This is a genomic window from Levilactobacillus paucivorans (assembly GCF_001437125.1).
GTDB classification, from domain to species: Bacteria; Bacillota; Bacilli; order Lactobacillales; family Lactobacillaceae; genus Levilactobacillus; species Levilactobacillus paucivorans.
The window spans coordinates 23742-39629 of the sequence record NZ_JQCA01000112.1; the positions used below are offsets into that span (position 1 = coordinate 23742).

The window sequence follows — 15888 nt, forward strand, 5'->3', positions numbered from 1 at the left end:
AAGGGACCTCGGCTGATCAGCTGAGGTCCCTTTGTTTTCAGAAAATGGTAGGTGAATGGTTTGGTTACAGAAAGGGGAATCTGACCTGAATCTCACGCGCCATTGTGCTATAATCGAAAATACTTTGTTAACGAACGAATTGTATGCCATTGAATGACAGTTAGGAGGATCAAAGAACGTGATGCATTTGAGTAAACGTGAGAGTCGAGATTATCTAATAGGATTTGTTTTCGTGTTGGCAATGGTTGGCGTAGCGACCTGGTTAAATGACTACGAAATCATTCTCCCTGAGATTGCCGCCCTGACCACGGGAACGTGGATTTACCACAAGAGTGACTGGGTCAGCCAACCCTTGAAGATTTTCTTGGCGCCATCAGGGACGGCTGTGATTGGGTTCGTCGTGAACCAGTTGCCAATTAATTATCCCGAAAAGATCTTGTTAACCCTCCTGTTTGTGCTGATCCTACTGAAGGGCTTGCATTCGGTCTTGGCACCGTCATTTGCGACGGGGCTGTTGCCGATCATCGTCAATGCCACGCACATGTCCTTTATCGTGGCAATCTTTGCCTTCACACTGATCCTCATGGCGGGAGTCCTGATCGCGGGATTGCAGAAGGGTCAACCCATGCCGGAGCCCATTCAACTCAAACACATGGTGTTATTTGCCATTGCCGCAGTGATTTGGGTGGCGGCCGTGTGGTTGTCGGGACACCCTCAGATGGCCGGCATTCCCCCAGTTTTCGTGGTCTTCTTCGAAGTGATCCAGAAGCCCAAGTACGCGGGGAAAATGGCCATCAAACAGATCATTGCCCTCAGTGGGGCCGCGACGTTTGGGGTTGTCGTGCACGTCTTCATTGCCTCATGGTTGCTGACGACGCTGATTAGTCTGCCACTGGTATTTTTGCTTCTGCAACTCTTGCGGATCAAGTTACCCGCAGCCTACGCCTTTCCACCTCTAGCCCTAGTCTTACCAGCCGAAATGTTCCATACCCTGCCAATCGCGGCGGTCTTGGCTTCCTGCCTGTTGTTGGGGATGGCCTATGGTTATAAGAAGGTCGCCCCAATGGTGAGTGGCTTCTTCGCAAACCGTCGGCAAGTGGCACCGGATCAAGAAAATTGAGATACTGTGATTAGGTTAGAAAACAAAAATTATTTAGTCTAAAAGGCCACCCGTCTAAAATCAGAAGGGTGGCCTTTTGGGACAAAAATAGATAAAAAACTACCATCTGTCAGCGAACGGATGGTAGTGGACCAAAATTATGGTCTGTTCTTCAAAAGTGAGTCTAACACATTTGATCAGCAGTGGGTACTTGTAAGCCTCGAGCGTCAGATAGCCGAAACGTTTCAGAAAACATTTTGGATTGCTAATTTTTTTATAGGCTACCTAAGGCAAAGACCAATGGAATCGTTACGAGGCTACAGATTGTCGAGACACTCATTAACGTCACGGCAGGTGTGGTATCACCATGGGCCTGAAGGGTGAACAAGACCACATTACCAGCTACCGGACAGGCGGCCATGAGCACCGTAGTGTAGAACGGAATTCCCGTGACATCCAAGAGCCGTAGTAAAAGAATATCGATGATTGGAAATAGCAGGTTGCGACAGGCCAGGGCCCACAACAATCGGTAGTTCAAGGCTTGGCGATTCAGCCGAACCGCTGCCAAACTATTTCCGATGACGATCATGGAGAGTGGGGTGTTAATTGAACTGACCGCCGTGACCGTTTGATTCAATAGGCTAGGTAAATGGAGTGGACTCACGAAGAGCAGGAGACCAAAGGCGATAGCGATGATGTTGGGGTTCAAAAGGATCGCGCGCCAGTTACGATCACTGGAGTGGGATCGAAAGAGGGCGATACCATGGGTCCAACAGAAGAGGTTGAAACCGGCCAGTGAGGCCACCGCGAAGAAGACCCCATTGTTACCGAAGAGGGCGCTAGCTAAGGGAATCCCCATGAAACCGGCGTTGGAATAGACAGCACCGAAGCGCATGATGCGCTGGAGATTGTGATCCTTGACTGACCGAAAGGCCAGCTGGGTGATGAGCACCATCACCAGGTAGGTGAGGATGATCCCGAGCATGACGAGCCCCAGACTTCGCAGACGAGTCGCCGAGAAATGTTGCTCGAAGGCCTTGATAATCAAGCAGGGTGACACCACGTAGAGTAGGATGTTGGTGAGGTCACTGGCGGTTTGGACGCGCATGAAGCCCAGCTTGTTGATCAGCAGGCCCACGGCCATTAGCAGAAACATCAGGATAATTTGATTGGTTAATTGTGCGATAGCCACGAAGCGGCTTCCTTTCTAAATGAGTATACCCGTTCATTATGGTCGTGGCGTGGGGAGGCTGTCAACGGGGAATCGGCAGCGGGTTCGTTGCACAAGAAAACAGCCGTTGGGGATTGGCCCCAACGGCTGTCTTACAATTGGCTCTTTACTTGTCTGAATCGTCATCGTCTGAGTCGTCCGGATTAACGGTTGGTAGTTGCGGTTTAACCGTGACTTCAAACCAGTTAATGAAGGAGTTCTCGTAGTCCAAGACCTTCAAATCAAAGTTTTGTAAGTGAACGACGTCGTTCACCTTAACGTCTGGATAATTGTCGATGATGTAACCGGCCATCGTGACGATTTCCGTCGTCTCGAAACCCTTGATGTCGGTGTTAAAGTACCGTTCAAAGTCGTAAGTGGTCATCTTCCCGTTAACCTGGAAGGTCCCATTTGGTTGTTTGAAGATGTACTGGTCGTTGGCATCGTCGATCTCATCACGAACGGTTCCGAATAACTCTTCGTAGATATCCTTATCGGTGATAATTCCGGAGGTTCCCCCATATTCATCGACAACGACCACGATTGGTGTCCGTTTCTTAATCATCTGTTGGAGAACTTCCGTAATTGGCGTCGTTTCTGGCGTCGTGGAAATGTCTCGAATCAGCTTGTCGACTCTGACCTTAGGATCCACCTGTTGTTGGCGAATCAGGTCATAGTTGTAAACGTAACCCAGGATCTTATCCTTGTCCCCATCCGCAACGACGGGTAGGCGGCTAAAACGTTCTTGCAGATAAACATTGAGGGCACTCTTAACCGTCGACGTAATGTCGATCACGATTAATTGGGTCCGGTCGATCATGATATCTTTGGCAACTTTATCGTTGAGTTCAAAGGCCCGTTGCATGTAAACCAGGTCATTCTTTTCGAGTTCCCCACCTTCCACGGCACTCCGTGAAAGATTCAGAATTTCAGCTTGAGAGAAGACTTCATCACTTTCATTGGCAACTTTCAAGCCCATCAGCTTGACCACACCAGACGCACTGGAGTTCAGCAACCAAACGAAGGGGTAGAAGATCACGTGACAATAGTGTAAAGGCGTGACGACTAGCATCAGAACCCGCATTGGCATATCGATGGAAATGTTCTTTGGCACAATTTCGGTAAAGACCACTTCTAGGTAGGTTAACAGGAGCACCCCGATAATCACACTGACCGTGTGAGCCGTGGCGCTGTTAATGTGGGCCGGGGCAATCCCGGCGAGGAGAATGTCCACGAAGAACGTTTCCCCGATCCACCCTAAGATGATTCCGGCTAGGGAAACCCCAACCTGAGTTGTTGATAAATATTCATTTAAATTGGTGACCATTTTAAAAGCCCGATTAAGCTTCGTCGACGGTTTGTCTTGTGCCTCGATCTTTTCTTCGAGGGCACTAGGCCGCGTCTGAACTAAGGCAAACTCGCAGGCAACAAAGAAAGCTGCAAAGAGAAAAGTAATTAAAATAATAATTAAGTTCACAACTATCTGACCGCTATCCACACATCATTCCTCATTTCGTTATTTCTATCCCCTTATTATAGCGCGTCTCCGTGCCTTTTTATAGTAGGTGAATTGACCAAAATTGTACCTGTTTTTCACGCGCCTGGCAACCGAACAGCGTAAGAACACTCGATTATCGTTTACCAATGACATACTTAACGTTTCCGTGAAAAAGGATTAGACTGAAATTAGTAACATCAAAGGAGATTTTGATTATGGCAGATACACCAAAGGAAGACACAGAAAAAGAAGCTGTTCAAATTCCAACGGAAGACGTGGACAAGGCAGCTAAATTGTTGTTGGAACCGGGGTATGTGACGAAACACGATCTACCAAAGATGAAGGACTTATCTTGGGCAACCGCACTTTCAGAAGCCGTTACAGATCATTTTTTGAATCATGACGACGAACATGACCCATACGTTTACTTCGAACAATTTGATTTTGCTGGTGGGGACATCGACTCCATCATTTTCAACATGGATGTTATTCCAACCCGTGAAGCCGCATTGAAGGACTTGGCGGATGCTTTAGGCGAAAAGATTGTTAAGCCTAAGCCAGTTGAAGACCAAGAAACTTACTAAAATTATTAGTTAATTTAGAGGCACTCGGACTTATTCCGGGTGCCTCTTTTTATGCGTTTGGGGAATTTGTTGAATAGAAGTGGCCGCGTGCGGCTGCCAGGGATTCCGCCTGCTGTGGGGACGCTTCAGCCCCTTGGGCTTCTCGCTCGATTTGAAGCCTCGCCAAGAACGCGAGTCTTCAAAGTCGCCCGTGATGTAAGGCCGAGAAAAACCACTCGGTCTAACATCACCACCACGGCCGGCTCCATCCCTGGCCTCCTCCGGCTAGGTTTGAGTGTTGCCACAACACATGATAGTTCCTGGAGGTGTCATAATTGTTGAAAGAATTGGGTGTCAGACAATCCGAAGTTTTGGTGACTGTGCTACACACCACGTTGTCATCCAACTTTTTCGCGAACTTGACGCCAATAAATTACCATTTTTATAGTTAATTTTTCAAAACTTGCGAAAAATACTGGCTGGATTTCGTTAGTATAAGTAGGGGGTCCGGGATTACGTTTAGGTTGTGAAGTGGGGCGTTGTCAAGTGGGCACAAAGCGATGGGATTAGGCCTGTTGACGGGTAAACCCTTGTGATATAATCATTTTGAGCACGCTATTGGGTGCTATACATAGTTTTTGAGACCAGTTAGCCATTGCGTCAGCACTTTTTCAAGTGGCTAAATTTGGATGGGATGACAGATAATCTGACCTATATTTAGGAGGAATCAACATGGATGACGGAAACAAGCCTAAGTTTGGGGTCAATAGTGCACCAGACGAACAAGAACAACAACCGACTGGGACTCAGCCAGAAGCGAGCGAAGCGCCTAAGTTTGGGACCCAGGCCGCAGCACCAGAGGAACAACCTAAGGCTAAGACGGCCCCTAAATTTGGCACACAGGCGGCCGGAGCAACGACCGAACAGGAGTCGAATTTCTTTCAACGGATTTATGCCTTACAACCCACGAAGTTTTGGGTTAAGCAGTATATTTTCTCGATTATTGCGTGTGTCTTAGTCTGGGATTCATCAATCAATGTGCCATTAGAACCACTGTGGCTGTTGCTGAACCTGGTGCTCTACCCGGTTGCGACGACGATTATGCTTGAGGCGGATAACGCGATTGAAAATTTTCCAAACAGTCTGCGGAATGTCACCTTTTTCCTCTTAGGGGACTTTAAGCGCCTCGGTTGGGGTGGCATTATGGCACCCGTTGTGTGGTTAAGCCAAGTTGTGCTTTTTTTCGTCCGTTGGGGTCTGGGATTTATTCTGGGAACCATTGGGTTAATCTACATGAACAATCAAGCGAAGAAAATGCATATTTAAGTTGGTCGCGTAAGGAGATGGCGAGTTGAAGAAAGCAATTTCAGTTGGTAAAGGCTTTGGGAAAAAAGCTTTTGATGAAGGCATTAAGGCGTCTCACGTCGGGGATGTTGTGGTCATTGATCCGGGAACTTACACTTTTCCCAACGGTTTTGACGTGGGAAATTTACATCTCCGCGGAAACGGCCAACAACCTGGCGACGTGGTGATTGACTCGCATTTTTTCATGAAGGAAAATGGCTACTTGGAAGTTGAAAATCTGACGATCTATTCATCGGAATACAACATTATTTCTAACAAGAGAAATGGAACGGTCGTTTTGAATCGCGTTATCCTAGACAGTCATACGACGGAAAGCTATCCTGCTTTGTGGACCGAGGGCGGTAATGTTACGCTGACTAACTCTGAGATTCGCCAGAACAAAGGGGAAGGTCTGAACTGTAGGAAAGGGGCCAATGTTCTCCTTAACAAGTCCGTCGTCCAAGGGATTTGGGCCAGGGATGGCGCAGTCGTTGATTTACAGACCACACAGATTCAGCGGTATTTAGGTGGCGTTGACAACTCCCAGTATAAGGGGAGTGACGTATACTTTAGTGGTGCTGCTGATGGTGATAACATGATCACCTTGCGTTCGGGATCGCAGTTCGTAGTGGATGCCTTGAATTTTGATTACCCGCAAACGTCCGCGTCATTGACGCACGCCCTTTTGAAGGCTGACAGTAATAACATAAGTGACCTGACTTGGCTTATCGTCTCGATGGATGAACAGTCCTCAGCCGAAGTTGAAGGCGCAGAGGTCCGGCTGGTGGGTGTCAGCAGTACTCCTGTGGAGCCAGAAACGAAACCGGAAGAGAAGCCAGCACCAGTGGCTGAAACCAAGAAACCAGAGGAAAAAGTTGCGGAACCTGAAGCTAAACCAGAAGAGTCGGCACTAGATGAACTCAACGCGATGATCGGGTTGGACAAGGTTAAAGAAGCCGTGACCCAATTCATTCGACTCGCGGTTTTCAATCAGAAGCGTAAGGAACAGGGCCTGAAGGGTGTGGCGCAGTCTTACCACTCCCTGTATCTCGGGAACCCAGGAACTGGCAAGACCACGGTTGCCCGGTTAGTCGGTAAGATTATGTTTGAAGAAGGCATCTTGCCTAAGGATAACTACGTTGAAGTTTCTCGCCAAGATTTGGTTGCCGAAAACGTTGGGGGCACGGCCATTCAGACCAAGAAAATCCTTGAAAAGGCACTTGGTGGTGTGCTCTTTATCGATGAAGCCTACACCCTGTATCAAGAGGGCGGCTCGGTAAACTGGGGCCAAGAAGCGGTCGATACCATTCTGAAATTCATGGAAGACCATCGTGATGACCTGATGATCATTTTTGCTGGGTACACCAAGGAAATGAAAGACTTCATGCACATGAACCCGGGCTTAATTTCGCGGGCACCGAACATCTTTGATTTCCAGGACTACACCGGTGAAGAAGTGGCCGAGATTGGGATGAAATTACTGGACGACCAGCAGTTCACCTTTAACCGTGATCTTTACACCCAGACGATCGAAGATGCCTACAAGACCAACATTGAAAACAGTAACGGCCGTTGGGTTCGGAACTTTAACGAAAAATTGGTCCGGATCGTCGCTAACAATTGTATCGAGGATCCTGACCGGGATGTCACGGCGATCTTAGACAGCGACCTGAACGAACTTGTTGGGGGCGACGAGCAAGAAAAGGAAGCCAAGGTTCAGGAACTCTTGACACAGATCGATCAGTTGGTTGGCTTGGATGAGGTCAAAGACTTCGTCCACAAGCTGGTGGACCGCGTCGCCGGTGACCGGAAATTGAAGGGCGCCTTGCCAGATGAGCAGAAACCGACCTATCACATGGTCTTTGCCGGAAATCCTGGGACGGGGAAGACGACCGTTGCCCGGATTCTCGCGCAGCTCTTCTACAATCTCGGCATTCTAGAGAAGAAGACGGTCATGGAAGTTGGTCGGGCCGACCTCGTTGGCCAGTACATCGGTCAGACGGAGAAGAAGACCACCAACGCCGTACGAGACGCCATGGGCGGGGTACTCTTTGTCGATGAAGCCTATCAGCTGACAGCGAGTGGTAATGGCGGCAATGACTTTGGGAAACAAGCCGTTGAAGCCTTGATCACGCAACTGGAAAATAATCGTGATAAGTTCATCGCCATCTTCGCCGGGTATACCGACCAGATGGATGAATTCTTGGGGGCTAACCCGGGACTGCGTTCGCGGATTCCATTGACGTTGAACTTCGCGGACTACACGCCGGATGAGATTGGGGAGATTGTGTGTCGGACTCTTCGCAAGAAGTGGCACGTCAATGAATCGCTCTTACAACATTTGGTCGCCAACAAGTATGCGAGCTTACCGGCCGAAGAAAAGTCTAACGGTCGTTGGGCTCGGAACTTTACGGACAAACTCATTCAAAATGATAAAAATTGGTTAGTTGCCAACCTGGAGACCGTGGAAGATGTCACGGCCATTCCGGACGACGTCGTGATTGAAACGGCGCGTTAATTTGGTGATGCTAAAAGGTAAGCAATCTATGATGGATTGCTTACCTTTTTTGACCTTTGGATAAAATAATTGAAAATGGCGACAGGTCGATCTAGAATAGCTATCCTAATAGAACAGCATTATCAGTACTTTAGCATCTTAAATTAGCACTCTAGCAAAGTGAGTGCTAATTATTTGCATTTCTGACCAATACTGACTATTATAGAAAATGTAATCAAGCAAAGCAGAAAGGGGTTAATTGATTATGGCTAATGATTTAATGAACCGGAATTATGATTTCTTTGATCCAATGAATTTCTTCAATGAAGTGGGCAACTTAGGTCACGATATGTTTAGTGGCGATGCAGCTATGAAGACTGATGTCGTCGAACATGACAAGGACTATGTGGTTACCGCCGAATTGCCAGGCTTCAAGAAGGATGACATTCACATCGACTATCGTGATGAAACCTTGCGGATCTCCGGTAAGTCAGACGTCAATGAATCCACTAAGGATGACGACGGCCGGATCTTACGGCAAGAACGCCACAGCCAAAACGTGGCTCGTTCCTTCTATCTGCCAAACATCGATTTGAAGCAGGTCAAGGCCGAATTCAAGGATGGTGTTTTGACCCTGACCTTGCCAAAGCAAGCCGAAGTTGACAATAACCACGAAATTAGTATTGACTAACTGCGAGTAGTCACTGGTTCCGTGATTTCAGGATTGTGATTGTGTTTCTTAAAAACCTTCAGGAAACCAAGAAATAAGGCGTCGGATCTCTATCTTCAAGATAAGAGGTCCGACGCCTTATTTTTGTTGTTAATTTCTAACTAATACTGTTTCCCAGTTTCGTAAACAATTTCAGGTTCATTGCCATTCCGTTGATTCTTATTCAGTAGGTCGATCATGGTCATTTCATCCTCACTGAGGGTGAAGTCAAAGATCTCGGCGTTCTGACGAATTCGTTCGGCGTGTTGCGACTTCGGAATTGGCAAGATGTCGTGTTGCAGTTCCCAGCGCAGAATGGTTTGGGCAACTGACTTGTTATGGTGCCCGGCAATCTTAGCAATCATCGGGTCGGCCAAGTCCACACGACGACCCAGAGGACTCCAAGCCTCCGTGATGATATGGTTGGCAGTGTCGAAGTCGTTTAATGCTTGTTGGTTCAGGTAGGGGTGATATTCAACTTGGTTGATGACGGGCATCTCTTTGGCCTTGGTTGCCAGCAATTCTAGGTGAGCCACGGTGTAGTTGGACACCCCAATTGACTTCACCTGACCATTGGCCTTGAGTTGTTCGAGGGCGCGCCAGGTGTCAAAGAAATGTTCTCGGACAGGCCAGTGAATCAGCAGCAGGTCTAGGTAGTCGGTCTGAAGCCGCTTTAAAGAGCCGGTGACGGCCTGCAGGGTTTCATCGTAACCTTGGGCCACCTCGGCGACCTTACTGGTCAGAAAGAGCTCCTGACGGGGAATCTGTAGGTGTTGTAGAGTGGTCCCGAGGATATCTTCGTTACGGTAGAGCATTGCCGTATCGAAAAGCCGATATCCGGCATCCCAGGCGGCCTTAATCGTGGCGTCCATGGTCTCCTGGTCACTCAATAAGTAGGTCCCAAATCCCATGCCGGGAATGGCGTTACCATCCGCCAGTGGGCGGGTTGAAGCAAGATTTTTAATGGTCATGACTATCGTCTCCTTGGTTAATTAGCGTGGTCGCTTGAATTGGTCGTACAGGTTAATTGAGGCTTCGATTAGCATGCCAAAGGTCATTAGCCACATGGCCAACATATCCTTATGGGCTAACATACAACCGAAAAGGACAATATAGAGGATAAATAGAATAACCGATGATGACTTGTGATTCATAATGGTTCCTCCTTTATGTAGTGAAAATGGGGACCAGCCAAATAGCTGCCGGCCGCAATGATTATGTAAAACCATACTGACAAATTTAGCAGATCGAAACGTTATTCCCATATGTTTCAACTTGTAGAATTTAAAAGATGATAAGGTGAGTGTTTCGTTATAGAAGTGGTCGATCTAAGCCGGAGGAGGTCAGGGGTGGAGCCGGCCGTGGTGGTGATGTTAGACCGAGCGATTTTCTCGGCCTTACATCACGGGCGACTTTGAAGACTCGCGTCCTTGGCGAGGCTTCAAATCGAGCGAGAAGCCCACAGGGCTGAAGCGTCCCCACAGCAGGCGTAATCCCTGGCAGCCGCAGGCAAACAATTGCAGTTACTTCCACAACCCCATACGTCCATTTAACCACTCCGACGAGGTCCTGTGAACTATTACCGAATTTTTAAAGTTCCTGAAAATGTCGCGTGATTACAGGATTGAAAGCGGATTATCGAGTACAATGGTGGTTAAAGAACCCGTAAAAGGAGGAATCGGCGATGCCAGAACGTGAGTTACCTTTACTGGATCAAGGCCTAGATGATGCGGCGGTCCGTCAGCGGATTGCGGCGGGCCAACAGAACGATCCGTTACCCCCACTGACCAGAAGCGTCAAACAAATTTTTCGTGATAACCTGCTAACGCTATTTAACCTGATCAACCTTCTTCTAGGGGGCCTGGTGCTCCTGACGGGGAGTTATAAAAATCTCCTGTTCATCGGCGTCGTGGTCTTCAATACGGGGATCGGTATTTTTCAAGAAATCAGATCAAAACGCCAAGTCGATAAGTTGGCACTGTTGTCTGAAAGTAAAATTAATGTCCGTCGTAACGGCCAAGTGGCGGCGCATTCCCAGGATGATTTGGTGGTCGATGACCTGATGATTTTAGGGCGGGGGGACCAGTTACCCGTGGATGGCCGCGTTAGAGAGACGACCGGCATCGAAGTCGATGAGTCTCAAATTACCGGGGAGTCGACGCCTATTATGAAGGCGACTGGGGATGATCTCATTTCCGGAAGTGTCATTTTAGGGGGCCGCGCGACCGTCCAGGCCACCACGGTCGGGCATGGGAGCTTCGTGAAGAAGCTGGCGAATTCCGCTAAAGAAAAAAAGCGGGGGGCCAGCGAACTCCTCACCATTATTAATCGAATTATCAAAGTGTTGACGTTTACCATTATCCCGTTAGGAGTGGCACTCTTCGTTTCCGCACTCTTACGGGGACAGGATCAGAACCGAGCCATTCTCGGTACGGTGGCGGCTGTGGTGGGGATGATTCCTGAAGGACTCGTCTTATTAACTTCTGTGGCTTTGGCGGCTGGGGCCTTCACCTTGGGTCGACGCAACGTGTTGGTGCGGGAGCTACCGGCGATTGAGGCCTTGGCCCGGGTTGATGTACTGTGTCTGGATAAGACCGGGACGATTACCAACGGCCAATTACAATTTGATCGGATTGAACCAGTTGGTCACCAGACGGCAGAAGCCTTACAAACGACGCTGGCTCAGGTCGTCGCGGCGACGGGCGATGATAACGAGACTGCTCAGGCGGTCAAGACTGCCTTGGGGACACCAACCGTGACCGCTAGTGAGGTCTTGCCGTTCTCGTCCGGGAGAAAGTGGAGTGGGGCGCGGCTAGCTAGTGGCCAGGCCTATGTGTTGGGTGCACCGGAGTTTATCTTCGCGACGGTTCCCACTGATATCAAACGTCGGATTACAGACCTGGCGGCCGCCGGTTATCGCGTGCTCGTGCTGGCCCAAGTTGATCAGCTGACGACACCACAACCTACCGCACCACAGGCTCTGGGTCTGTTGTGTATCACGGATGAACTGCGGCCGCGAGCTAAGGATACCTTTGGCTATTTTGCGACTCAGGAAGTGGCCCTCAAGGTCATCTCTGGGGACAACCCCGTGACCGTGGCCAGTATTGCTAAACGTGCCGGGATCGCCGGGGCTGACCAACTCGTCGACATGAGTCAGGTGGGCGCCACGCCCGATTACGCTAAGTTGGTGGCGAACTACAATGTCTTTGGCCGCGTGACCCCCAGTCAAAAGCAAAGCCTCATTCAGGCCTATCAGACCGCGGGGCACACCGTGGCCATGACCGGGGATGGGGTCAACGATCTGTTGGCGCTACGTCAGGCGGACTGCAGTATTGCCATGGCCTCTGGGAGTGAAGCCACCAAGAGTCTTGCAGACTTCGTGCTGGTGGATTCTAATTTTGATGCGATGATCAACGTCCTCAATGAAGGCCGTCGAGTCATTAACAATATTGAGCGGGTGGCTTCACTTTACCTGATCAAGACCATGTACTCAGTCGTCCTGACGTTGATTTTCATCTTCATGAGTCGAAGCTATCCGTTTGAACCCATTCAATTAACGCCAATCTCCTCGCTGATGGTGGGAATTCCCACCTTCTTCTTGGCCCTCCAACCCAACTACGCCCGCATTCAGGGGCGGTTTATGCAACAGGTCATGGAGATTGCGGCCCCGGCTGCGGTCTGCGTGGTCGGGTACATTCTGGTCATTCTCGCCTTGGGCACGCAGTTTCACCTCGACTTCGCGACGACCTCGACGCTGAGTGTCCTGATGACAGGGTTGATTAGCCTCAACGCGTTACTCCGCGTGGCCCGGCCCCTCAACCGTTTCAAGATTGGCCTGGTGGCATTGATGGCGGGATTATTCGCCGTTGTTTTCCTCTTCTTTGGGTCAATCTTCTCTCTGGTTAGCCTGTTAAATTGGCAACTCGCCTTGATTTATATTCCGTTGATGATCAGTGTCCAGCCCATCTTCCTGGTGGTTCAGGAGGTCTTGGGAAAGCGGATCTTGAGTCGCATACGTTGGCGCTAGCTGAAAACTAAACAATTAATGCTTATCTAGTCATTAAAACTAGGTAATATGTTATAATTGCCAGTAAGAACCGGAAGGGTAGGGATGAGACATGGCTGACTTCAATCAATACACGCGGTGGGAACACCAGATGCATGGCGTTAAATTGCCACGGTGGGATGATCTCCCTAAGTTTGATCTTTACATGGACCAGGTAACGGCGCTAATTAACGATATTCTCGGACCTTTGGGCATTGATACCATCACCCCAGCGATGATTAACAACTATGTTAAACACCACGTGATCTTGGCTCCGGTCAAGAAGAAGTATCAGACCATGCAGCTCACGGATATCCTGATGATCAGTCTCTTAAAGCCGATGTTCCAGACGGATACGGTCCGTTCTGGCATCGACCAAATTACGGCGGGGGACTATCCGAAGCAGGCCTATGACAACTTCATTAGCCAGCTGGAAGATCGCCTGCACCACTTGGGTGAAGAACAGGTTCAGCCAGCTGCCAAGGATTTAAATGAAAAGCTGATGCAGGTGGCCATCGATGCCGTTGTTTCCCGGCTTCAGTCCGAGAAACTCCTGCACCTCATCAAACGACCAATCCGTAAAATTGAAAAGAAATAAAGAATACACAAAGGCACCGCGACTTTTCCCCCTGGGAATCGTTGCGGTGCCTTTCTTTGACTATTGGGTCTGTGATTCTAAGGATAAGTCATTCATGAAGGTTAACAACAGGTTGGCATAGCTCGGGTGATCCGTGTTGTCCTTGATTTCCTGTTGAATGGTACTGAGGTTGTTGGTAATGACCCCGTTAACCCCCAAGAACATCATTTGGTCGGTCTGGGTGACGTCGTCGATATCCCAGGCGTAGACGCGCTTGTGGAGCTTCTCAGCCTGGTCGATGAAGGTGTCGTTCAGTGTCGTCGACTCCATCGTGTAGGCATTGGCTTTGGTGTGCGGGAAGGTGAGGTTGTACGGCATGATGTAGCTGACGAAGAGTTTCGGATAATCCGTCTTCAAGGTGTTCATGATGCCATAACTTAGCGTGTGGACCTCATCGTGATTGGTCAGGATCCGTTGTCCAAATTGGCGGTAAAACCGGGCCGGTAGATCTTTGGAATCCCGGCGACTGGTCTTGATCTCAATCAGGAGTTTTTGTTTGTGCTTGATCGCCGAATTGAGGTACGCGTCGAAGCTGGGAATCTTGGCCTGGTAGCCATTTTCGGTCACGGTTACCGCGGTGAGTTGTTTCAGAGTCATCTTGGAAACATTGCGGTTTAAGCCGGCTAAGGCCTTGAGATTACCGTCATGCATGACCACGAACTGATGGTCCTTGGTCTCACGGATATCCATTTCGACATAATCGGGATGTTCCCGGCTGGTCTTGACCATGGCGGGGATGGTGTTCTGAACCCCGTTACCGTGGTCCACGCCCCGGTGGGCAATCGTCAAGGGACGACTCATGGCAAAGCCGTTGAGGTAGATCAGGTTGAAGGTGACGAGTAAGCCAGAAATGAAGATGACCCCACCCGTAATGAAAAGACGAGTCCGCAGCTTCGTTTTAGCGGGTTCGTGGAAGCGCAGGAGGGTCGTGGGTGTCAGCCGTTGGCCCTCATGGCTACTGAGAATCACCATCATGAAGACAACCGTGCTATAGCAGACAATGAACTCCGTGATAATTTCCATGATGAGCAGGTTAATCGTGGCCGCTGCTAGCCCGAAGTGTGTGCGGTCAGCACCCAACTGGGCGAGATAGATTACGGCATAGATGATCCACACGGTGGCGGTAACTAACGCCAGGGTAATCAGGATGCGGCTAAGGTAGGTCCAGAAGTGGCCGCGAGTGCGTTGCCAACTCAGCCGGATGGCCTGGCGACTGTGTTGCTGGTCGAGAATCATCAACGGCAACACGCTGATCAGGCGAATCCCGAGATAGGCGGCCCCAATGTAGAAGAGCCCGAGGGCCGCGGCCATGATCGGCTTTTCCATGAGATAACTGACAATGAACGCTGGAATCTTGGCCTTGCTGATGAGTGGTGTCGAGAAGAGCTCACTCCCAAAGGGAATAATCACGATGAAGTAGCCAATAAAGAAAAGAAAGGTGCTGGGTGAGGCACCGGCAATGCTGCGGACGGTGTCGCCTAAGACCGCTAGGGAGCTCTGTGGCCGCCCGTGGCGAATGTTGGTGACCCCGAGTAGCAGGTAGGCAAATTGCCAATAGACCAGTGTGATAATCGCCAGTAGAATCAGAGCCAGGCCAACGAGGGCCAGTGGGTGACTAATGACGAGTGATCCAATATTGGTATAAGAAATATAGGGCACATGTTGCCAGCGCATGAGTTCAGCCGTCAGCCAGGTAAAGGCTGGAACGGCGAGATAACTCACGACAACATTTGTCATGAAGACCAGGGTGACATAGCTGCCCCAGTGATTGAAAAAGTGGTGGGTGGCTTCCCGCCAAAAGGCCCAAGGTCGCATGGGATCAATCCTTCTCCCCTAAAATTGTTTTGATATCTTTACTTTAGCATAGAGTCTCTCGGAATATTTGAAGAATTACGGTGGTCAGCGAAATATCTCGGAAAAAATGACGTCATGCCGAGTCGATTGAAAAGCAACGAAACAGCATGTGAAAATGTAACAGCCTGAAAGTGATGACATTCACACAAATAAAGTTAATTTAAGAAGATGGTTTATATGTATGCGCTTACATGTGCGCGTGGGGCGGATCTTGATAAATCAACGTTTGATAAGTTCCAAAACTTTTTTGTGATTTTTTTAACATATGGCCTTGCAGAATTTTTGAGACGTGCTAAGATATAACTCGTGAAGAACTTAATAAGATTGTTTTCAAAAACGGAGGCATAAGCATGTTAAAGAACGTGAAAGAAAATCCAAAACCTCGATTTAAAATTGAAGTGCAACACCTGCTCTACTAGACCAGTTCTTTAT

Annotated in this window: 12 protein-coding genes; 7 read left to right on the forward strand and 5 right to left on the reverse strand. The window is 49.1% G+C overall.

Translation table 11 applies throughout. From position 1 onward, the window contains the following. The first annotated feature begins 181 nt into the window (after window positions 1-181). Entirely contained in the window at window positions 182-1120 is a 939-nt protein-coding gene (locus IV54_RS08610) for a hypothetical protein (protein ID WP_057878958.1), read from the forward strand. A gap of 253 nt (window positions 1121-1373) precedes the next feature. Here IV54_RS08610 and IV54_RS08615 read toward each other — a convergent pair whose 3' ends face one another. Together IV54_RS08615 and IV54_RS08620 are read right to left on the reverse strand one after the other, a co-directional pair. Then, on the reverse strand, window positions 1374-2291 hold the full coding sequence (locus IV54_RS08615) for an AEC family transporter (RefSeq protein ID WP_057878959.1): 918 nt from the start codon (window positions 2289-2291) through the stop codon (window positions 1374-1376). A 145-nt stretch (window positions 2292-2436) separates the two neighbouring features. Continuing rightward, window positions 2437-3807, reverse strand: coding sequence for a hemolysin family protein (locus IV54_RS08620; protein WP_057878960.1), 1371 nt, complete (start codon window positions 3805-3807; stop codon window positions 2437-2439). Between the two features lie 215 nt (window positions 3808-4022). On the opposite strand from IV54_RS08620, the gene IV54_RS08625 reads away from it, so the two are divergent. The 4 genes from IV54_RS08625 (at window position 4023) to IV54_RS08640 (ending at window position 8902) form a co-directional block, all read left to right on the forward strand. Beyond that, window positions 4023-4391, forward strand: coding sequence for a hypothetical protein (locus IV54_RS08625; protein ID WP_057878961.1), 369 nt, complete (start codon window positions 4023-4025; stop codon window positions 4389-4391). Window positions 4392-5102: 711 nt separating this feature from the next. Continuing rightward, window positions 5103-5696, forward strand: coding sequence for a hypothetical protein (locus IV54_RS08630; protein ID WP_057878962.1), 594 nt, complete (start codon window positions 5103-5105; stop codon window positions 5694-5696). Between the two features lie 25 nt (window positions 5697-5721). Continuing rightward, the gene (locus IV54_RS08635; RefSeq protein WP_057878963.1) at window positions 5722-8232 is read left to right on the forward strand and encodes an AAA family ATPase; all 2511 of its coding nucleotides are present in this window, start codon (window positions 5722-5724) and stop codon (window positions 8230-8232) included. Window positions 8233-8476: 244 nt separating this feature from the next. After that, window positions 8477-8902 (forward strand): Hsp20/alpha crystallin family protein, encoded by a 426-nt coding sequence (locus IV54_RS08640; protein WP_057878964.1) that lies wholly within the window; start codon window positions 8477-8479, stop codon window positions 8900-8902. A 140-nt stretch (window positions 8903-9042) separates the two neighbouring features. On the opposite strand, the gene IV54_RS08645 is transcribed toward IV54_RS08640, so the two are convergent. Beyond that, entirely contained in the window at window positions 9043-9891 is an 849-nt protein-coding gene (locus tag IV54_RS08645; RefSeq protein WP_057878965.1) for an aldo/keto reductase, read from the reverse strand. Window positions 9892-9912: 21 nt separating this feature from the next. Next, window positions 9913-10074: a hypothetical protein gene (locus IV54_RS11945; RefSeq protein WP_164479005.1), complete on the reverse strand. Its 162-nt coding sequence runs from the start codon at window positions 10072-10074 to the stop codon at window positions 9913-9915. 530 nt (window positions 10075-10604) lie between these two features. Here IV54_RS11945 and IV54_RS08650 point away from each other — a divergent pair. Then, entirely contained in the window at window positions 10605-12947 is a 2343-nt protein-coding gene (locus IV54_RS08650; RefSeq protein ID WP_057878966.1) for a cation-translocating P-type ATPase, read from the forward strand. A gap of 91 nt (window positions 12948-13038) precedes the next feature. Beyond that, entirely contained in the window at window positions 13039-13563 is a 525-nt protein-coding gene (locus IV54_RS08655) for a DUF1836 domain-containing protein (RefSeq protein WP_057878967.1), read from the forward strand. 60 nt (window positions 13564-13623) lie between these two features. Here the strand turns inward: IV54_RS08655 and IV54_RS08660 are convergent, their stop codons facing one another. Further along, window positions 13624-15417 (reverse strand): glycerophosphoryl diester phosphodiesterase membrane domain-containing protein, encoded by a 1794-nt coding sequence (locus IV54_RS08660; protein WP_057878968.1) that lies wholly within the window; start codon window positions 15415-15417, stop codon window positions 13624-13626. Window positions 15418-15888 lie beyond the last annotated feature (471 nt).